The sequence below is a fragment of the Thioalkalivibrio sp. ALE19 genome, from assembly GCF_000428605.1.
GTDB lineage: Bacteria > Pseudomonadota > Gammaproteobacteria > Ectothiorhodospirales > Ectothiorhodospiraceae > Thioalkalivibrio.
In genome coordinates, this window is the sequence record NZ_AUAG01000004.1 from 1 (window position 1) to 19,601 (window position 19,601).

The 19,601-nt window shown below is 68.5% G+C and carries 18 protein-coding genes and 1 pseudogene; 14 read left to right on the forward strand and 5 right to left on the reverse strand.

Annotation, left to right across the window (positions count from 1 at the left end; all coding sequences use genetic code 11):
- From F787_RS15410 to F787_RS0102790, 9 genes and pseudogenes are all read left to right on the forward strand, one after another.
- Nucleotides 1-435 (forward strand): annotated as a pseudogene (locus F787_RS15410) (methyl-accepting chemotaxis protein); the annotation flags it as partial.
- 23 nt (nucleotides 436-458) lie between these two features.
- Nucleotides 459-1,283: a protein-glutamate O-methyltransferase CheR gene (locus tag F787_RS0102755; protein WP_028491236.1), complete on the forward strand. Its 825-nt coding sequence runs from the start codon at nucleotides 459-461 to the stop codon at nucleotides 1,281-1,283.
- Nucleotides 1,280-1,906, forward strand: a complete 627-nt coding sequence (gene cheD, locus F787_RS0102760) for a chemoreceptor glutamine deamidase CheD (RefSeq protein WP_028491237.1) — start codon at nucleotides 1,280-1,282, stop codon at nucleotides 1,904-1,906. The genes F787_RS0102755 and cheD overlap by 4 nt, the downstream gene beginning before the upstream one ends.
- On the forward strand, nucleotides 1,903-3,015 hold the full coding sequence (locus tag F787_RS0102765; protein WP_028491238.1) for a chemotaxis response regulator protein-glutamate methylesterase: 1,113 nt from the start codon (nucleotides 1,903-1,905) through the stop codon (nucleotides 3,013-3,015). The genes cheD and F787_RS0102765 overlap by 4 nt, the downstream gene beginning before the upstream one ends.
- Nucleotides 3,012-4,214 (forward strand): methyl-accepting chemotaxis protein, encoded by a 1,203-nt coding sequence (locus tag F787_RS17305; RefSeq protein WP_028491239.1) that lies wholly within the window; start codon nucleotides 3,012-3,014, stop codon nucleotides 4,212-4,214. Before F787_RS0102765 ends, F787_RS17305 begins: the two co-directional genes overlap by 4 nt.
- A gap of 27 nt (nucleotides 4,215-4,241) precedes the next feature.
- Complete coding sequence (locus F787_RS0102775) at nucleotides 4,242-4,547, forward strand: STAS domain-containing protein (protein WP_018868784.1); 306 nt, start codon at nucleotides 4,242-4,244, stop codon at nucleotides 4,545-4,547.
- 5 nt (nucleotides 4,548-4,552) lie between these two features.
- Nucleotides 4,553-6,292 (forward strand): SpoIIE family protein phosphatase, encoded by a 1,740-nt coding sequence (locus F787_RS0102780; protein WP_028491240.1) that lies wholly within the window; start codon nucleotides 4,553-4,555, stop codon nucleotides 6,290-6,292.
- Nucleotides 6,289-7,044: an SDR family NAD(P)-dependent oxidoreductase gene (locus tag F787_RS0102785; protein WP_028491241.1), complete on the forward strand. Its 756-nt coding sequence runs from the start codon at nucleotides 6,289-6,291 to the stop codon at nucleotides 7,042-7,044. The genes F787_RS0102780 and F787_RS0102785 overlap by 4 nt, the downstream gene beginning before the upstream one ends.
- Before the next feature lie 181 nt (nucleotides 7,045-7,225).
- Nucleotides 7,226-7,429, forward strand: a complete 204-nt coding sequence (locus tag F787_RS0102790; RefSeq protein WP_018868787.1) for a cold-shock protein — start codon at nucleotides 7,226-7,228, stop codon at nucleotides 7,427-7,429.
- Between the two features lie 175 nt (nucleotides 7,430-7,604).
- On the opposite strand, the gene glnA is transcribed toward F787_RS0102790, so the two are convergent.
- Together glnA and F787_RS0102800 are read right to left on the reverse strand one after the other, a co-directional pair.
- Nucleotides 7,605-9,014 carry a glutamate--ammonia ligase gene (gene glnA / locus F787_RS0102795; protein ID WP_028491242.1) on the reverse strand — a complete coding sequence of 470 codons (1,410 nt, stop codon included), beginning with the start codon at nucleotides 9,012-9,014 and terminating at the stop codon, nucleotides 7,605-7,607.
- Nucleotides 9,015-9,232: 218 nt separating this feature from the next.
- A complete protein-coding gene (locus F787_RS0102800) occupies nucleotides 9,233-10,459 on the reverse strand; it encodes a cation diffusion facilitator family transporter (protein ID WP_028491243.1) in 1,227 nt (408 codons plus the stop codon).
- 139 nt (nucleotides 10,460-10,598) lie between these two features.
- Between F787_RS0102800 and glyQ the strand changes: the two genes are divergently transcribed.
- From glyQ to F787_RS0102820, 4 genes are all read left to right on the forward strand, one after another.
- A complete protein-coding gene (gene glyQ / locus F787_RS0102805) occupies nucleotides 10,599-11,546 on the forward strand; it encodes a glycine--tRNA ligase subunit alpha (RefSeq protein WP_028491244.1) in 948 nt (315 codons plus the stop codon).
- A gap of 90 nt (nucleotides 11,547-11,636) precedes the next feature.
- A complete protein-coding gene (glyS, locus tag F787_RS0102810; protein ID WP_028491245.1) occupies nucleotides 11,637-13,718 on the forward strand; it encodes a glycine--tRNA ligase subunit beta in 2,082 nt (693 codons plus the stop codon).
- Between the two features lie 12 nt (nucleotides 13,719-13,730).
- Nucleotides 13,731-14,471: a 1-acyl-sn-glycerol-3-phosphate acyltransferase gene (locus F787_RS0102815; protein WP_028491246.1), complete on the forward strand. Its 741-nt coding sequence runs from the start codon at nucleotides 13,731-13,733 to the stop codon at nucleotides 14,469-14,471.
- A gap of 114 nt (nucleotides 14,472-14,585) precedes the next feature.
- Entirely contained in the window at nucleotides 14,586-15,230 is a 645-nt protein-coding gene (locus tag F787_RS0102820; protein ID WP_028491247.1) for a hypothetical protein, read from the forward strand.
- A 25-nt stretch (nucleotides 15,231-15,255) separates the two neighbouring features.
- Here the strand turns inward: F787_RS0102820 and F787_RS0102825 are convergent, their stop codons facing one another.
- From F787_RS0102825 to F787_RS0102835, 3 genes are all read right to left on the reverse strand, one after another.
- On the reverse strand, nucleotides 15,256-16,257 hold the full coding sequence (locus tag F787_RS0102825; RefSeq protein WP_028491248.1) for a PA2778 family cysteine peptidase: 1,002 nt from the start codon (nucleotides 16,255-16,257) through the stop codon (nucleotides 15,256-15,258).
- Between the two features lie 7 nt (nucleotides 16,258-16,264).
- Nucleotides 16,265-16,744 (reverse strand): PA2779 family protein, encoded by a 480-nt coding sequence (locus F787_RS0102830; protein ID WP_019588983.1) that lies wholly within the window; start codon nucleotides 16,742-16,744, stop codon nucleotides 16,265-16,267.
- 93 nt (nucleotides 16,745-16,837) lie between these two features.
- Complete coding sequence (locus F787_RS0102835; RefSeq protein WP_028491249.1) at nucleotides 16,838-18,103, reverse strand: 6-phosphofructokinase; 1,266 nt, start codon at nucleotides 18,101-18,103, stop codon at nucleotides 16,838-16,840.
- A gap of 191 nt (nucleotides 18,104-18,294) precedes the next feature.
- On the opposite strand from F787_RS0102835, the gene F787_RS0102840 reads away from it, so the two are divergent.
- Nucleotides 18,295-19,308, forward strand: coding sequence for a class 1 fructose-bisphosphatase (locus F787_RS0102840; protein WP_028491250.1), 1,014 nt, complete (start codon nucleotides 18,295-18,297; stop codon nucleotides 19,306-19,308).
- Nucleotides 19,309-19,601: the final 293 nt, after the last annotated feature.

Consider the following 19,601-nt stretch of genomic DNA (forward strand, 5'->3'; position numbering starts at 1 on the left):
GAGATCGTCGACTCGGTCAAGAAGGTCTCCGACATCATCGCCGAGATCGCCGCCGCCTCCGAGCAGCAGTCCACCGGGCTCGACGAGATCAACAAGGCCGTCTCCCAGCTCGACGAGGTCACCCAGCAGAACGCCGCCCTGGTCGAGGAGGCCGCTTCCGCCTCCGAATCCCTCGACGATCAGGCTCGCGAACTGCTCGAGCTGATGGCCTTCTTCAAGGGCTCGCGCAGCGAGGCCCCGGCCGCTCCGGCCGCAGCCGCCCGCCCCGCCGGGCGCACCGAGGAAAACCGGGCACAGCGCCCGGCCGCCGCCGGCAGCACTCGTCCCGCCGCGAAGAAGGAAGAGGAGAAGAAGAAGCCGGCCCCGGCCCCGCGCGCCCGGACGCAGCAGAAGTCCGCCACCGCGGACAGCAGCGAAGAATGGGAAGAATTCTGAGGCGCACGGGAGACCTTTGCTGAATGGGCCGTTTCGAGAGCCTGAGCGACCGCGACTTCCGGCGCGTCGCCCGCCTGATTGGCGAACGCACCGGGATCATGCTCAACGAGAGCAAGCGGGAGCTGGTCTACAGCCGCCTGGCACGGCGGCTGCGGGCCCTGGGCCTGGAACGCTTCGAACAATATCTCGACCGGGTCGAGGGTGGCGACGAGGCCGAGCTCGAAGAGTTCATCAATGCCCTCACCACCAACCTCACGGCGTTCTTCCGCGAGCCGCATCACTTCGAGATGCTGGAGGGATCGGTGTTGCAGGAGATGCGCCGGGCCAACCCGGACGGGCCGCTTAAGATCTGGTCGGCCGGCTGTTCCACCGGAGAAGAGCCGTGGTCGATCGCGATGACCCTGGCCGACGCGACGGGCTCCACCGATGCGGCCCGCATCCTGGCCACCGACGTGGACTCGCGCGTGGTCGCGCATGCCGATGCCGGGATCTACGACGGCAGTCGCATCACCGGGATCGCGCGCGAACGCCAGCGGCGCTGGCTGCTGCGCGGCAAGGGCGCACAGGACGGGAAGGTCCGGATCCGTGATGATCTGCGCCCGATGACACGCTTCCAGCAGCTCAACCTGTTCGACGAATGGCCGATCCGCGGTCCGCTGGACGCGATTTTCTGCCGCAACACGCTGATCTATTTCGACAAGCCGACCCAGAAGGAGCTGGTCGAACGCTTCGCGACCGTCCTGCGCCCCGGCGGCTACCTGTTCATCGGCCACTCCGAGTCGCTGTACCGGGTGACCGACACGTTCCGGCTGCTGGAACAGACTTTGTACCGGAGGGTTTCGCCATGAGCGCGCTGCCCGAGCTGCATGATGGCGCCTTCGCGCACATCAACCGCTACTGGGATCGCATGAATAATGCCCCGGCGGCCAAACTGCTGCCCGGGGAATGCTATGTTTCGGTGTCGTCGACCGAGCTGATCACCACGGTGCTGGGCTCCTGTGTGTCGGCCTGCGTATGGTCGCCGAAGGCCGGGGTGGGCGGCATGAACCATTTCATGCTCCCGGAAGGCGAACGCGACAGCGGCTGGGGCCCGGCAGTTTCCAATGCCACGCGCTACGGCACCCACGCGATGGAGTTCCTGGTGAACGAGCTGCTCAAGCTGGGCGCCGAGCGCGACGACCTGCGCATCAAGATGTTCGGGGGCGGGCGCGTGATGGCCGGCATGAGTGACGTGGGCGCGCGGAACATCGCGTTTCTGCGCCGGTACGCGCGCGAGGAAGGGCTCGAGATTCTGGCCGAGGACGTGGGCGGCCCGTGGCCGCGCAAGGTGGTGTTCTTCCCCGCCTCCGGACGGGTCCGGCTGAAAAAGCTCGTGTCCCTGCACAACAACACCCTGCTCGAACGCGAGCAGGACTACCGCCGCCGCCTCGAAGGCGAGGACATGGCCGGCGACGTGGAGCTGTTCGAATGACGGAAAATCAGGCCCGCCCCATCCGTGTGATCGTGGTCGATGACTCGGCCCTGATCCGCAAGCTGCTGGCGCGCATCCTCGACCAGGCACCGGACATCGAGGTGGTGGACACCGCGGCCGATCCGTACGACGCCCGCGAGAAGATCAAGCAGCACGATCCGGACGTCCTGACCCTGGACGTGGAGATGCCGAAGATGGACGGCATCACGTTCCTGCGCAATCTGATGCGCCTGCGCCCGATGCCGGTGGTCATGGTTTCCTCGCTGACCGAGGCGGGAGCGGATGTCACCCTTCAGGCACTGGAGCTGGGGGCGGTGGATTTCGTGACCAAGCCGGGGACCGATGTGGCGCATGCCATGGAGGCCTACGCGGACGCCCTGATCGAGAAGATCCGCACGGCCTCGCGCATTCGCGTGCAGGCACGCAGCAGTACGCCGACCGAAGGACCGACGCCGTCCCCCCGGGCCAGCGCCGGCGGCGGGACCCGGCGCTTTCGCACCACCGACCGCGTCATCGCGCTGGGCGCGTCGACCGGCGGCACCGAGGCGCTCAAGGAGGTGCTGATGGGACTGCCACCGGACGCACCCGGGATCGTGATCACCCAGCACATCCCGGCAGGCTTCAGCCAGGCCTTCGCCGAACGCATGGACCGCAGCACCGCGCTGCGGGTGAAGGAGGCCGAGGACGGCGATATCGTGATGCCCGGACATGTGTTCGTCGCACCCGGCACGGACTATCACCTGCGTCTGGACCGGGACGGCGCACGCTATGTCTGCCGGCTGGACGCCCAGGGGCCGGTGAACCGCCACCGGCCCAGCGTGGACGTACTGTTCGAATCCGCCGCGCAGTCCGCCGGCGCCAATACCGTGGCCGCGCTGCTGACCGGGATGGGGGACGACGGCGCCCGCGGGCTGCTGGCGCTGCGCGAGGCCGGAGCCCACACCATCGCCCAGGACGAGGCCACCAGCCTGGTCTGGGGCATGCCCGGCGAGGCCGTGGAACGCGGCGCGGCCGTACAGGTTCTGCCGCTGGGGCGCATTGCCGACGCACTGCTGGACGATCATCGCGACACCGCCCGCGCCGTCGCCAACGGAGGAGACACGTCATGAATGACTGGAAACAACGTCTGACGCAGCCGCCGCTGCAGCGGGCCCTGGCGATCGCCCTGGTGGCCACCCTGCTCGCGGGCATCACGGGCGTCTGGCTGGCCGGAGCAGCCGCGGCGGCCAGCCTGCTGGTGGTGCCCCTGCTGCTGGGTGCCGCGCTGGTGGTCGCCCTGTGGCACACCCCGGACGCGGACGCCACCCGCCACGGCGAGCAGGAAGCCGCCCACCACGTGGCCGGCGGCGCGGAACTGTCCGACGAGATCGACCAGGCGATGCGCTTCGAACTGGACCAGATCGATCAGGAGATCACCCGGCAGAAGGGGCTGATCGAGAACGCGGTGAAGGAACTGGGCGACAGCTTCAGCGACATGCACCAGATCGCCGAACGCCAGCAGGAGCTGATGAGCTCCGACCTGGCGAAACAGAATCATGGAGGTGAAGACGGACGATCCCAGCCGGAGATCCTGCGCGACCTGACCCGCCAGTCGGACGAGACCCTGCAGATGTTCATCGACACCCTGGTGGAGGTCAGTCGGCAGAGCGTGGAGAGCGCGCACCACATGGCGGACATGAACCAGCACATGGACGGGGTGTTCAAGCTGCTGGACAGTGCGGGCGAGATCGCCGACCAGACCAATCTACTGGCGCTGAACGCGAGCATCGAGGCCGCACGGGCCGGCGAGGCCGGGCGCGGGTTCGCGGTGGTGGCCGACGAGGTCCGCAACCTGTCGAAGCGCTCGGCCACCTTCCACGAGGACATCCGCAAGCAGATCGAGGAGGCGCGCCGCAGCATCCGTCAGGTGCACGACACGGTCCACGCCATGGCCTCGCGCGACATGAGCGACAGCATGGAAGAAAAGGAACGCGTCGGCTCGCTGTTCGAATACGCCCGCGAGGCCACCGAGGACATGGAAAACCGGCTGCGGGAAGAGGCGGAGCTGACCGATCGCATGAACCAGGCGGTCGCCACCGCGGTTCGCTCGCTGCAGTTCGAGGACATCGCGCGTCAGTCTCTGGGCACCGCCGAAGACGCCCTGGCCCATCTGCACGAACTGCAGGGGATCCTGCACGAGGCACGCTCCACCGACGATGCCCGCGCGATGGCCGAGCGCGTGCGCGCCTGGCGCGAGGATCGCCAGACCCGTCATCATCGCGCCGTGAATCAGGAAAACCTGGACACCGGCGACGTTGAACTCTTCTGACCCCCGAAAACTCCCGACGGAGACCGCATGAGCATCCAGACCCGGACATCGACGGACGGCAGCGAACTGCGCATCGCCATCCACGGTCGCTTTGATTTTGACCAGCACCAGGACTTCCGCAGCGCCTACCGCGAGACCCGCGGCGCCGGCATGCGCTACGTCATCGACCTGTCGCAGACGGAGTACATGGACAGCTCCGCGCTGGGCATGCTGCTGCTGTTGCGGGAACACGCCGGCGGCGATGGCGCCGACGTGCGCATCGTCGGGGCGTCCGGCGGGGTGCGCAAGGTGCTCGACATCGCCAATTTCGGTCGCCTGTTCACCATCGAGTGACGTCCGTGAGCGCCTTCCCCGAAAGCGTGCCGCTGGCGTCCGGCGAGGGGCGTGTGCTGATCGTCGACGACGACAAGCACAACCGGCGCCTGCTGAAGATGATGCTGACCGGCGCCGGCTACGACACCGAGGAGGCGACCGACGGCCACCAGGCCGTGGAGCAGGCACGCAACGCTCCCCCGGACCTGATCCTGATGGACGTGATGATGCCGGGGCTGGACGGCTTCGAGTCCACCCGGCAGATCAAGCACGAGTGCGGTGATCGTTTCATCCCGGTAATCATGCTGACCGCCCTGGACGACGAGGACTCCCTGCTGCGCGGCATCCGCGCCGGTGCCGACGACTTCCTCAGCAAGCCCCTCAACCTCTCGGTGCTGCGCGCCAAGATCCACGCCATGGAGCGCCTGCGCGACCTGCACCACGGGCTGCGCGAGCGCAACGAGGCCCTGGACCGGGCCCGGGGGCGCCAGGCATGGGAGGAAGAGACCGCGGAGAGCGTGCTCTCGCGCGCCATCACCGGGCGCAACGTGGGCGACGAACGGCTGCACGTACGCCAGTGGGCCGCCGCCACCTTCAGCGGCGACGTGGTGCTGTCGGACTTCACCCCGGACGGCGGCCTGCGCGTACTGGTGGGGGACTTCACCGGGCATGGCCTGGCTGCGGCCATCGGCACCTATCCGGTTTCGGAGACCTTCCATACACTGACGCGCGAAGGCGTGGGCGACACCGAGCTGGTCTTCGAGCTCAACCACGTGCTCCACGGCTTTCTGCCACCGTCGATGTTCATGGGCGCCGTGCTGGTTACCTTTGAGCCCGACGGGCAAACCCTGACCGCCTGGAACGGCGGCCTGCCGGATGCCCTGCTGTGCGGCGGCGACGGACAACTGCGCAGCCTGCCCTCGCAGGCGATGCCGCTGGGGATCCTGCCCCGGCTGGAGCTGGACCGCGGCCCCCGGCGTCACGCCATCGCCGCCGACGAGACCCTGCTGATCGTCACCGACGGGGTTCTGGAAGAGGAAGGCACCGCCGGTGAACCGTTCGGCGAGGCACGCCTGCATGCCTGTCTGTGCCATCCGGAGCGCCCACCGGAGCGGATCGCACGGCTGGGCGATGCCCTGTCACGGCACATGGGGGATGCGTCACCGGCCGACGACATCACCGCGGTCGCGATCACCTGCGCCCCCGAGGTCGTGCTGGAAACCGGCCTCGCGGTACCCCCGGACACCACCGGCAACCGACGCTGGTCCATGGAGGCCGCCGGGGCCGAGCTGGCCCGCGTGGACGTCGCGGAAGAGGCCCGGCAGCAGCTCCGGCGCTGGTTCCCGGAGCCCGGCGAACACGTTCAGGCCCTGCAGACGGTGGTCGCCGAGCTCTGCAACAATGCCTTCGAACACGGCGTGCTGGGCCTGTCTTCCGAGATGAAGGCCACCGCGGAAGGCTTCGCCGAGTACTATCGCCTGCGCCAGGAAGGACTCGAGCGCCTGGAAGGGCGCATCGGCATCAACCTGCGCTACCGCCGCACGGACGACTGGCACTGCGTGCGCATCCGTGTGCGCGACAGTGGCGCGGGCTTCGACCACCAACGGGTACGGCGGGCTCTCGAGGGCGAGAGCGACGAAAGGCTGTGGGGGCGCGGCCTGACCCTGGTGCACCGGTTGTGCCGGCAGATGCGGCACCTCGGGAGCGGCAACGTGGTGGAGGCCGAGTACGCCTGGATGGAACCAATCAGCGAGGAGCAGACATGACATCGACCACTCCGCAATCGGCACTGATTACCGGCAATTCCAGCGGCCTGGGCCTCGGACTCACCCGGGTCCTCGCCGCCGACGGCGCGGCGGTCTACGGCATGAGCCGCCGAGGCTGCCCTGACGACGGGGTCGCCGGCGACGCACAGATCGACCTGGCGGACTTCGACGCCATCCCGGAGGCCATGGACCGGCTGCTGCAGGGCGTTAACCGGCTGGACCTCGTGATCCTGAATGCCGGCCTGCTGGGACACATCCAGCGCATGCCGGATGCCCCGATGGAAGAACTGCGCCTGCTGATGGACGTCAATACCTTTGCCAACAAGGTGATTCTGGATCGTCTGCTGACGCGCGAGATCGCGGTCGGCCAGATCGTCGCCATCTCCTCGGGGGCGGCGGTGTTCGGCAATGCCGGCTGGAGCGGGTATTCGCTGTCCAAGGCCGCGATGAACATGCTGATGCAGCTCTACTCGCACGAATTCCCCGGCGTGCCGGTGCACTCGCTGGCACCGGGTCTGATCGACACCGCGATGCAGGACTATCTGTGCGACGAGGCCGACAGCGAGACCTTCACTGCCCTGCAGCGGCTCAAGGCCGCGCGCGGCACCCGCACCATGCCGGAACCGGAAACCGCGGCACGCGACATCCTCGACGTACTGCCTCGGCTGCGCGAACAGCCGTCCGGCAGCTTCGTGGACATCCGTGCACTCAACGACCCGGAAGAATACGCGCGCCTGACCGGTCGGCGCTGACAGGAAAACTTCATCACACCCCATTGGCTTTTGCCGACACAGGAGCGTATAGTCGAATACGTGATTCGCGGTAAGCAGCAACTCCAAGGAAGTCCCCAGTTTTCTGGACCAGTGCTCCCGTTGATCTGTTGGTAGCGTTCCGCAATCACGTTTCTTTAGTTACATGATGAGGTAAGTAGTTGTGAATACCGGTGTTGTTAAGTGGTTCAACGAGAGCAAGGGTTTCGGTTTCATCACCCCCGATGATGGCGGCAAGGACGTGTTCGTGCACTTCTCCGCGATCAACGGTTCGGGCTTCAAGACCCTGGCCGAAGGCCAGAAGGTTTCCTTCGAGATTCAGGAAACCGCCAAGGGTCTGGCCGCGGGTGACGTGACCGCGCTGTAAGACTCCCCGCACTGCGCGCCTCCGGGCGCGCTTCGGGAAGCAGAGGGCCGCCTTCGGGCGGCCCTTTTTTGTGCGCGCTCTCCGCGCAGGCCGCGCAGGTTCGCCCGGAGCGGAACCAAAAAAAGGCCCCGGCGCGAACGCCGGGGCCCGATGACGGCCGGAAAGCCCGCAGGGCTTACAGGCTGTAGTACATGTCGAACTCGATCGGATGGGTGGTCATGCGCATGCGCGTGACGTCTTCCATCTTCAGATCGATGTAGGCATCGATCATGTCGTCGGTGAACACCCCGCCCTGGGTCAGGAACGCGCGGTCGGCGTCCAGCGCCTCCAGGGCCTGATCCAGCGAATGGGCGACCTGCGGGATGCCCTTCTCTTCTTCCGGCGGCAGGTCGTAGAGGTTCTTGTCCATCGCCTCGCCCGGGTGGATCTTGTTCTGGATCCCGTCGATGCCGGCCATCAGCATCGCGGCGAACGCCAGATACGGGTTGGCGGTGGAGTCCGGGAAGCGCAGCTCGATGCGGCGGGCCTTCGGGCTCATCACGAACGGGATGCGGATGGACGCCGAGCGGTTGCGCGCGGAGTAGGCCAGCATCACCGGCGCCTCGAAACCCGGCACCAGACGCTTGTAGCTGTTGGTGGACGGGTTGGTGAAGGCGTTCAGCGCGCGGGCATGCTTGATGATGCCGCCGATGTAGTACAGCGCGGTCTCGGACAGGCCGCCGTACAGGTCACCGGAGAACAGGTTCTTGCCATCCTTCGACAGCGACTGGTGCACGTGCATGCCGGAGCCGTTGTCGCCGACGATCGGCTTGGGCATGAAGGTGGCGGTCTTGCCGTGCATGTGGGCAACGTTCTGCACCACGTACTTGAGCATCTGCACTTCGTCGGATTTCTTGGTCAGGGTCGCCGCGCCGACGCCGATCTCGCACTGGCCGGCCGTCGCCACCTCGTGGTGATGCACCTCGGTGGTCAGGCCCATCTCGGTCATCACTTCACACATGGTGGAGCGGATGTCGTGCAGGCTGTCGACCGGCGGGACCGGGAAGTAGCCACCCTTCACGCCCGGACGATGGCCAATGTTGCCGTCGTCATACACGCGCTCGGAGTTCCAGGAGGCCTCCTGGGAATCCACGCGGCAATAGGAACCGGAGAGGTCGGAGCCCCACTTCACGTCGTCGAACACGAAGAACTCGTTCTCCGGACCGAACAGCGCGGTGTCGGCAATGCCGGTGCTCTGCAGATAAGCCTCGGCACGACGCGCCAGCGAGCGCGGGCAGCGGTCGTAGCCCTGCATGGTGGCCGGTTCCACGACATCGCAGCGGATGTTCATGGTCATGTCCTCGAAGAACGGGTCGATGGCCGCGGACTCCGGATCCGGCATCAGGATCATGTCGGATTCGTTGATGCCCTTCCATCCGGAGATGGAAGAGCCGTCGAACATCTTGCCTTCTTCGAAGGAATCTTCGTCGAGGTCGTGGGCCGGCAGGGTGACATGCTGTTCCTTGCCCTTGGAATCGGTAAAACGAAGGTCAACGAAACGGACTTCCTGTTCCTGGATCTGCTTCAGCACTTCGGCTGCGGACATAATGAGGACTCCTCTGGTCTTCAGTTTGAGACGGTCGATGCCGGTGCGGTCGCCTGGGGCCGATCGGCGTCTGCCCGTTGGTCATGCAGGTGGCGTGCCAGTCTGCAAGCCCCGGTTCGGGGCGCCTCTGCGCCCATCTCTGCGCCACCACGGCCGAATGCCGCACACCCGCAGTGCACAGGATGCACCAATATAGTGCTACCGCGCGGCATGCGCCCTCATTCGGTGCAAGGCCGATAGAGCACGGTCACCTGTCCCAGTACCGGCCCCAGAACGGGGTGTTCCCGCAGCTGCCGGGTCAGCAGATCGGCGCGCTCCTGCAGGGCGGCTCCCGTCCGTGCGGGATCCAGCCGCAGGGTGACGGTGGCATGCACCCGCCCGCCGAGATAATGCAGGGAGAGGTGTTCCAGGGCCTCCAGCTCGGGGAAACCGGCCCAGGCCTCGCGCAGGCCGGCCACCAGATCGGGGCGCAGGGGCAGCCGCGAGCTGGCCACCTGGTCCTCGTCGTTCTCGGGGTCCACGTGCACCGTGATGTCGCTGACCTCGCCCGCCTCCTCGGTCACCGCGCGATGCACGGCATCGGCGATGCGGTGCCCCTCGGACACCGAGATCATCGGCGCGACCTGCACGTGCACGTCGGCCACCGCGTCGTCGCCGGAGCGGCGGGTGCGCAGCATGTGGGCATCCTTTACGCCAGGCACGTCCAGGATGGTGCGATGGATGCGCTCGACCTTTTCCGGTTCCAGCGCGGTGTCGATCAGCTCGGCCACGCTGCGACGGATCAGGCGGCCGGCGACATGCAGGATGAACAGGGCCACCAGCAGCGCCGCCAGCGCGTCCAGCCACGGCCAGCCGGCGACCGCGCCGGCCACCCCCAGCAGCACGATGACCGAAGAGATCGCGTCGGTGCGGTGATGCCAGGCGTTTGCCTCCAGCATGCGCGAGCCCAGCCGGCGCGCGACCCGACGGGTGTACTGGTACAGACCCTCCTTGGCCACCAGGGTCACCACGGCGAAGGCGACCGCCAGCGGTGCCGGCCCCGTGGCATCGTCCAGCTCCAGCAGGCGTCCGCCGGCGCCCCAGGCGATGGCCAGCCCCGCCAGCGCGAGGAACAGGCCCACGACCACCGTCGCGAGCGTCTCGATGCGGCCGTGGCCGTAGGGGTGATCCCGATCGGGGGAAGCGGCGGCATGCCCTGCCGCGACCAGGACCACGGCATCGGTGACCAGGTCGGAGACGGTGTGCACGCCATCGGCGATCAGGGCCTGGGAGTTGAGCAGCCAGCCGCTGAGCAGCTGGGTCACGGCCAGCCCGGAGTTCACCGCGGCGCCGGTGAGCGTGACCCGGCGCGTGTCGCGGTAGCGCCGGTCGTCGGTGCCCGACTCGAGCGGGTCGGGCGGTTCGGCGGGCGCCCTGTCCGGCTGCTGCTGGTGATCCGCGGCCATCGTACCCCCGGAGATGCCTCGATTCGGGGCATTATGGACCGCGCCGCGACCTCCGGCCACCGCAGCCGGGCCGGGCGGTGGCCGCACCCGGGCGCGGGCCGATATACTGCCGCCCCTGATCCGCTCCGGACCCCCAGCCATGGCGAACGCAAGCGACCGAACCGAGACCGCGAGTCCCACCTTCCAGGATCTGATCCGCCGACTGCAGGATTACTGGAACGACCACGGCTGCGTGGTGATGCAGCCCTACGACATGGAGATGGGCGCCGGGACCTTCCACCCGGCGACCTTCCTGCGCTCGATCGGGCCGGAACCCTGGCGCGCCGCGTACGTGCAGCCCAGCCGGCGCCCGACCGACGGCCGCTACGGCGACAACCCCAATCGCCTGCAGCACTACTATCAGTTCCAGGTGCTGCTGAAGCCCTCCCCGGCCGACATCCAGGATCTGTATCTCGGCTCGCTGGAGGCGCTGGGCTTCGACACGCTGACCCACGACGTCCGCTTCGTCGAGGACAACTGGGAATCGCCGACGCTGGGCGCCTGGGGGCTGGGCTGGGAGGTCTGGCTGAACGGCATGGAGGTGACCCAGTTCACCTACTTCCAGCAGGTGGGCGGGATCGACTGCCACCCGGTCTCCGGCGAGATCACTTACGGGCTGGAGCGCCTGGCGATGTATCTGCAGGGCGTGGAGAGCGTCTACGACCTGGTCTGGACCGTCGGCCCGGACGGGCGCGCGGTCACCTACGGCGACGTCTATCACCAGAACGAGGTCGAGCAGTCGAAGTACAACTTCGAGCACGCCGACCGCGCTGCCCTGTTCGCCGCGTTCGACCATCATGCAGCGGAGAGCGACCGCATGATCGAGCTGGGTCTGCCGCTGCCGGCCTACGAGCAGATGCTGCGCGCCTCGCACAGCTTCAACCTGCTGGACGCGCGCGGAGCGATCTCGGTCACCGAGCGCCAGCGCTACATCCTGCGGGTGCGCGAGCTCTCCAGGAACGTGGCGCAGAAATACTATGAATCGCGCGAGGCGCTGTGCTTTCCGCTGTGCGCCCCGGGCGACACCGGCAAGTCCGACGCCGCCTGACGCCACCCGACACCGGGGCACACCCCGAACCCGTGCCCGCCGCCGCCCCGAACGGGCGCGCGGGCCCACCGGAACCCGACTGGACCGAACATGGACGAAGCCCGCGAACTTCTGATCGAACTCGGCACCGAAGAACTGCCGCCCACCGCACTGGCGCGCCTGCGCAACGCCTTCGCCGAGGGCCTGACCACCCGCCTGCGCGACGCCGGGCTGGAACCCGGCGAGCCCGAGGCCTTCGCCACACCCCGGCGCCTGGCCGTGCGCTTCCCCGCAGTGCCCGGCCGCCAGCCCGACCAGCTGCAGGAACGCCGCGGCCCGGCCGTGGCCGCCGCCTTCGACGACCAGGGCCGGCCGACCCGCGCGGCGCAGGGCTTCGCCTCCTCCTGCGGGGTGGAGGTGGAACAGCTCGAGCGCGAGGACACCGGCAAGGGCGAATACCTGATCTTCCGCCGCATGCAGCCGGGACAGGCCCTCGGCGAACTGCTGCCGGAGATGCTGGCCGGGGCCCTGGAGCACCTGCCCACGCCCAAGCGCATGCGCTGGGGCGAGAGCACCACGGAATTCGTGCGCCCGGTGCACTGGCTGGTGGTGCTGCACGGGACCGACGTCCTGCCGATGACGGTGCTGGAACAGGGGGCCGGCCGCCACACGCGTGGTCACCGCTTCCACCACCCGGCCCCGCTGGAGCTCGCCAGCCCCGCGGACTACGCCGAAAGGCTGCGCGCCGAGGGCCGCGTGGAGCCCTCGTTCGAGGCCCGTCGCGAACGCATCCTGGAGCAGGTCCACGCCACCGCCCGCGAACTGGGCGGGCGCGCGCTGGTCGACCCGGACATGCTGGACGAGGTCACCGCGCTGGTGGAATGGCCGGTGGCGCTGGGCGGCAGCTTCGACCGGCGTTTCCTCGAAGTCCCGCAGGAGGCGCTGATCTCCACCATGCAGGACAACCAGAAATACTTCCCGGTGGTGGACGAGGCCGGCCGCCTGCAGCCCCATTTCATCGTGATCAGCAACATCGAATCGCGCGACCCCGAGGCAGTGCGCGACGGCAACGAGCGCGTGCTGCGCCCGCGCTTCGCGGATGCCGAATTCTTCTGGGAGCAGGACCGCAAGCACCGCCTGGAAGAACGCCTCGACGAACTCGGCTCGGTGGTGTTCGAGAAGCGCCTGGGCACGCTGCGCGACAAGTCGCATCGCCTGGAGACGCTGATGCAGGGTCTGGCGGATCCGATGGGACTGGATGCCGGCCAGGCCGCCCGCGCCGCGCGGCTGTGCAAATGCGACCTGCTGACCCGGATGGTGTTCGAATTCACCGAACTGCAGGGCACCATGGGGCGCTACTACGCGCTGCACGACCGCGAGGACGAGGCGGTCGCCGATGCGATCGAACAGCACTACTGGCCGCGCCAGTCGGGCTCCGAGCTGCCGGACGGTCCGCTGGCCCAGGCCCTCGCGCTGGCCGACCGCCTCGACACCCTGGTCGGGATCTTCGCCATCGGCAAGCAGCCCAGCGGCACCAAGGACCCGTTCGCCCTGCGCCGGGCCGCGCTGGGGCTGGTGCGCATCCTGGTGGAACGCGAGCTCCCGCTGGCCCTCACCCCGCTGCTCGCGGCGGCCGCCGAGCCAATCCGCGAACGCGTGGCCGAGGCCGACCAGGCGGTGGAGCCGGTGCGCGAGTACATCGTCGAGCGCCTGCGCGGCTACCTGCTGGAACAGGGCCACGCCCACGAGATCATCGAGGCCGTGGGCGCGGTCGCCCCCGACCAGCCGCTGGATTTCGCCCGGCGGGTGCGCGCGGTGTCGCAGTTCCGCGAACGCCCGGAGGCCGAGGCCCTGGCCGCGGCCAACAAGCGTATCCACAACCTGCTGCGCAAGGCCGGCGACGAGGCCGCCGGCACGCTGGAGCCCGACGCCCTGGTGGCCGACGAGGAACGCCAGCTGCACCAGGGTCTGCTGGCGGTGCGTCCGGCGGTGGATGCCGCGGTGGCCGACGGCGACTACGTGCTGGCGCTGGGCGAACTCGCCGGGCTGCGCGAGCGCGTGGACCGCTTCTTCGACGGGGTGATGGTGATGGCCGAGGACCCGGCCGAGCGGCGCAACCGCCTCGCCCTGCTGCGCGAGCTGCGCCAGGCCTTCGAGACCGTGGCCGACATCGGGCGGCTGGCCACCGGCTGAGGGCAGGCAAGCATGCTGTATCTGCGCTCACTGCTGTTTCACGTCGGGCTGATCAGCTCTTCGCTGATCTACGGCCTGATCGTGCCGTTGCTGATCTGGCCACTGTCCCATGAACGCCGCTACCGCATCCTGATCCAGTGGGGCCGCTTCAACATCTGGTGGCTGCGGGTCACCTGCGGGGTGCGCTACCGGGTACGCGGCCTGGAACACGTGGACACCTCGCGCCCCCACGTAGTGATGTCCAAGCACCAGTCGGCGTGGGAGACGCTCGCGTTCGTGTCGATCTTCCCGCGCCAGACCTGGGTGCTCAAGCGCGAGCTGATGCGCATCCCGCTGTTCGGCTGGACCCTGGCCATGCTCAACCCGGTACCGATCGACCGCGGTGCCGGTCGCCAGGCGCTGGAGGGCCTGCTGCGGGAAGGCAAGAAGCGCCTGGACCAGGGGCTGTGGGTGATCGTGTTCCCCGAGGGCACGCGCGTGAATCCCGGGGAAAAGGGCCGTTATCGTCAGGGCGGCGCGCAGCTGGCCGCGCGCGGCGGCTACCCGGTGCTGCCGGTGGGGCTGAACTCCGGTACGTACTGGCCGCGGCGCGGGATCCTGCGCCATCCCGGGACCATCGAGGTCTCGGTGGGGCCGCCGATCGAGACGCAGGGCCGTTCGGCCGCCGAGGTGCTGGCGCTGACCGAGGACTGGATCGAAAGCGAGATGGCGCAGCTGGAACCGCGCGACGAGGCCACCCCGCGGGAGCAGTAACCCGGCGGCCCGACGATCCGACGATCTCCCGCCGGATTCCCGCCCAAATTGCGCACGGGGCAGGAAGCCCGCAACCTTCCCGACTACACCCCAGAGGAACCCGGAGACGCCCGCATGTCCGCTTCCCCCGGAACGATCGGCCCGGCGCTGGTCGAACTGCGCGAACGCAACATCCACCGCGTCGGCCACGACGAGCCGGCGGTCTGGCTGATCGACGACCGCGAAATGGGCGGGATCCTGGTGAACGCCCCGCCGTTTTCGGATGCCCTGCTGCAGGAGCTGCGCGCACTCACCGAGCCAGGCTGGCTGTTCCTGCCCAGCCACCGCGGCGCGCGCGACCTCGACGCCTGGCGCGAGGCCGGACTGGAGGTGCTGGCCTACGAGGCCGAGGCACCCGCGATCCGCGCCGCCGGCGGCACCGTGGATACCCCGTTCAACCGCAAGCAGCGGTTGTCGCGCACCATCGACTTCCTGCCGATGGGCGGCGTCACCGAGGGCACCTGCGCCCTGCGGATCAAGAACCTGCCGGGGGCGATCTTCTTCGGCCCCGCGCTGACCCCGGGCCAGGACGGCTGGCCGACCGTGATCCCGGAAGCCACCGACCATTCGGCCGAGGCGCGGCTGTTCGGCTCGCTGGGGATCAAGGACCTGAAATTCGCCTGGGCGTTCTGCGACCGCCACGATCCGGAAACCACGCAGATCGGACCGGACGCGGACCAGCACATCCATGCGCGGGTGGAGGCGCTGTTCGAGGACTGACGCCGCACCGAACCGCGTGCCCGTCTCAGTCGGCGCGCGAATCGGCCGGGCAGTCCGGGACGGGGTCGCATGGCCCGCCGGACGGGGCCGCCCGCTCCAGCGTCCGCAGCGTCGGGGCATACGGGGATTCGTCTTCGCCCCCGGTCAGCGCCACCGCACAGGCGGCCGCCGCGCGGGCGGGTTCCGTGCAGTCACGCGCCAGCAGGACATGGGCGAGGTTGTTCCAGGCCGCGTCCACGCCGGAGTCACGCTCGATCAGCTCGCGCAGCGCAGACTCGGCCGACTCGGGATCATCCTGCGCCATCGCAACGTTCGCCAGACCGACATAGCCCACCGGCTGATCGGGCCATTGGTCGATCGCCGTGCGGTAACCCGTGGCCGCGCTCTCCAGTGCGCCGATGACCTCCAGCTCGTTGACCGCGCGCAGCCAGTTCAGCGGCTCCGCGGTGGCCGGCAGCTCGTCCGGCGCCACCGGGATGAAGGCCCAGCGCTCGCCGCGCGCCCAGGTCCGCTCGAAGCGGGCGAACTCGTTCACGTGACGCTCGTGGGTACCGCTGCGCAGGATGATCTCGCCGGCGGCCAGGTCGTAGCCGATGACCACCGCGAAATGCCATTCCGGGAACATCGCGAGCCCGAGGTTCTGGAACACCACCACCGGGTGCCCGGCGGCCACCTCGCGCAGGATCGCCTCCAGATCCGGCTCCAGGCGATACGCCACCAGATCACGCGCGCGCACCGCTGCACGCATCTCGGCCTGCAGCGTGCCCTCGCGGGCGGGGATGTAGACCTCGTCGATCAGCCCTTCCAGCGACACCTCCAGACCGCGCCCCTCGAGCACCGTGGCCAGCGCGGCCGGGCCGCACTGGTAGTCCTCCTGCGGGTGGAACGGGATGTCGCTCAGCTCGACGCGCGGCGGCAGATCCGGCAGGGCCCCCGGGTCACCCGCCAGGTCCCGGCTCTGCGGCGCGGTGGCACAGCCTGCCAGCAGCGCCGCCAGCAGCAGCGCCGCGAGTCCCCGGAGGATCACGCCAGGATCACCGCTCGCCCGGCGGATGGACAAACGCGAAGATGTCGGTCACGCCCAGGGCGTCGGTGATGACGAACACCAGGAACACGATGGCGACCACGCCCAGGGCGCCGGCGGCCCCCACCGGTTCGGAGTCAATGCGCGCTTCCAGCTCCGCCAGCTCCTCGTCGGTCAACCGGGCCACGCGCTCGCGGGCCTGTTCCGGATCCACGCCCATGGCGATCAGCTGCTCCTGTACGGAAGCATCGTCCAGACGTTCCAGCAGTTGCGCCCGGGTGTCCTCCGCCTGCACCTGATCGATCAGGGCGCGGGTACCCACCATCTGCCCGGTGTCATCGCCGCTTGCGGATGCCCCCTGCGCGCGCTCGGCCGTTTCGGCCAGCACGGAGGTGGCCGGCAGCAGGGCCAGGCCGAGGGCACAACAGCCGGCCAGCATGCCGGATACGGACGGAGTACGACGCAAACGCGAAATGGTCGGAATCGACATGGACGGCCTCCTCGAAGGCTCGGATGGGGAAACGTGCTTCCTATCTTACGCTCGTTACGGGGCGCGCCAAGCCCCGCGAACGATCCGCCAGGCTCAGTCGTGATCCACGTCGAACGGCGGACAGCGTTTCGGCAGCAGCTCCCCGCGGATTCGCGGATAGGCCGGCAGGCCACGCTCGAACGGTGGCTGCTCCTCGCCCTGGATCAGCGGGCGCAGGTAGTCGCGCGCCTCCTGGGTGATGCCGTAGCCGTCCGGGGTGATGTATTCGCGCGGCATGCCCTGCTCGATGTCGGCCACGCTCTCCAGCGAGGTACGCCCGATGCTCCAGCGATAGGGCTGGGTGGAATCGCGCCGGATGATCGGCATGAAGCTGTGCTCGCCGGCCACCACGCCCTCCACCGCCGCGCGCCCGCAGGCATAGGCCTGGTCCACGTCCACCTTCGACGCGATATGCCGCGCGGCCCGCTGGATGTAGTCGACCACCGCCCAGTGCAGCTTGTGCCCGGTTTTTTCGCGGATCAGCTCGGACAGCCGCGGCGCGGCGCCGCCCAGCTGCGTGTAGGCGTACACGTCGTGGCTCTGCGCCACCGAGAACAGGCTGCCGTCGGGGTTCTTCAGGCCCTCGGAGACCACGACCACGCAGTAGCCGTGGCGCTCGATGGTGCGGTTGAGGTGATCCAGGAAATCCGCCTCGTCGAACGGCGTCTCGGCGAACAGGATCAGCATCGGCGGCTGGCCGTCGAACTCCTGGGCCAGCGCGGCGGCGGCCGCCAGCCAGCCGGCATGCCGCCCCATCACCTCGAGGATGAAGACCTTGGTCGAGCTGGTGTGCATGGACTCCACATCCAGGCTGGCCTCGCGCACGGTGGTGGCGATGAACTTGGCCGCCGAACCGAAACCCGGACTGGAATCGGTGATGGCGAGGTCGTTGTCGATGGTCTTGGGCACGCCCACCGCGGTGATCGGGTAGCCCATGCGGTCACCCATCTTCGCGACCTTGAGGGCGGTATCCATGGAGCCGCCGCCGCCGTTGTAGAAGAAATAGCCGATGTCGTGGGCGCGAAAGACCTCCACCAGCCGCTCGTACTGCTCGGGGTGGGTGTCCGGATCGCCCAGATCGAAGCGGCAGGAACCGAAGGCACCGCCGGGGGTGTGCTTCAGCGCCTGCAGGGTCAGCGGGTCCTCGTGGTCGAGATCGATCAGCTCCTCGCGCAGCGCGCCCAGGATCCCGTCGCGCGCGGCGTAGATCCGCCCGAAATGCGCCGGATGACCGCGCACGGCCTCGATCACCCCCCAGGCACTGGCGTTGATGACGGCGGTGACCCCGCCGGACTGGGCGTACAGTGCGTTCTGCGGCATGTGTCTCTCCCTGGATGTCCCTGCTCATCGGGCCTCGTGGCCCCGGAATCGGCCCCCGCGCCCGCTTTTGCTACACTGTGCCGGTTAGGACACGGGCCGGACGGCGCGGTTCGCGCCAGCAGCGTGCGCAACCGCCTGCCCCCAAGAGTGCCCCGATGTCGCACGGACTCACAACCATCAGGATCGGCAATATGCATATCGGCACGACACTGACCAACTACATCATCGAAACCCAGCGCGGGATCCAGGGCGCCACCGGCGAGTTCACCGGCCTGCTCAACGACATCGCCACCGCGTGCAAGAAGATCTCGGCACTGGTCGACAAGGGCGACCTGGTCGGCGTCCTCGGCTCGGCCGGTTCGGAGAACGTGCAGGGCGAGACCCAGAAGAAGCTGGACATCATCACCAACGAGGTATTCATCGAGGCGCTGTCGCACAACGGTCATGTCGCCGGCCTGGCCTCCGAGGAACTGGACGAGATCCTCGAACTGCCCAAGGACGCCCCGCGCGGCCACTACCTGGTGCTGTTCGACCCGCTGGACGGCTCCTCCAACATCGACGTGAACGTCTCCGTCGGCACCATCTTCTCGATCCTGAAGGCACCGGAAGGCGTCGAGAACCCGAAGGCCGAGGATTTCCTGCAGCCCGGCACCACCCAGGTGGCCGCCGGTTACTGCCTGTACGGCCCCTCCACCATGATGGTGCTGACCACCGGCCAGGGCGTGAACATGTTCACCCTGGACAAGGACTTCGGCGAGTTCCTGCTGACCAAGGAAAAAGTCCACATCCCCGAGGACACCCAGGAGTTCGCCATCAACATGTCGAACATGCGTTTCTGGGAAGCCCCGATCAAGCGCTATGTCGACGAGTGCCTGGCCGGCAAGGAAGGCGCCCTGGGCAAGGACTACAACATGCGCTGGGTCGCCTCCATGGTCGCCGAGGTGCACCGCATCCTGTCGCGCGGCGGTGTCTTCATGTATCCGCTGGACTCCAAGACCACCGCCAAGGGCCAGGAAGGCAAGCTGCGCCTGATGTACGAGGCCAACCCGATGAGCTACATCGTCGAGCAGGCCGGCGGTGCCTCCACCACCGGGCGCCAGCGCATCATGGAGGTCCCGCCGAAGGACATCCATCAGCGCGTGCCGGTGGTGCTGGGCGCGAAGAACGACGTGGAGCGCGTGACCCGCTACCACAACGAGGGCTGATCGCGCCGGCGGCCGCGAGGACTTCGCGGCATGCCGACCCGGCCTTGCAGGGCCCGGCCCCTTCGGGGGACCGGGCCTTTTTTGCTGGCCCGTACGGAGGTTCGGGCCGCGCGAGAGCCAGCGCCGGCTGGCAACCCGTGACGCCGATCGGCCGGAGGGCCGGCCTCCTACGGGTCAGGCATCAACCGCGGCAGGAGACGAGCCCCCTCGCCGATCCGGCCCGGGGAGGCATCAACCGCGGTAGGAGGCGAGCCCTCTCGCCGATCCGGCCCGAGGAGGCATCAACCGGCAGG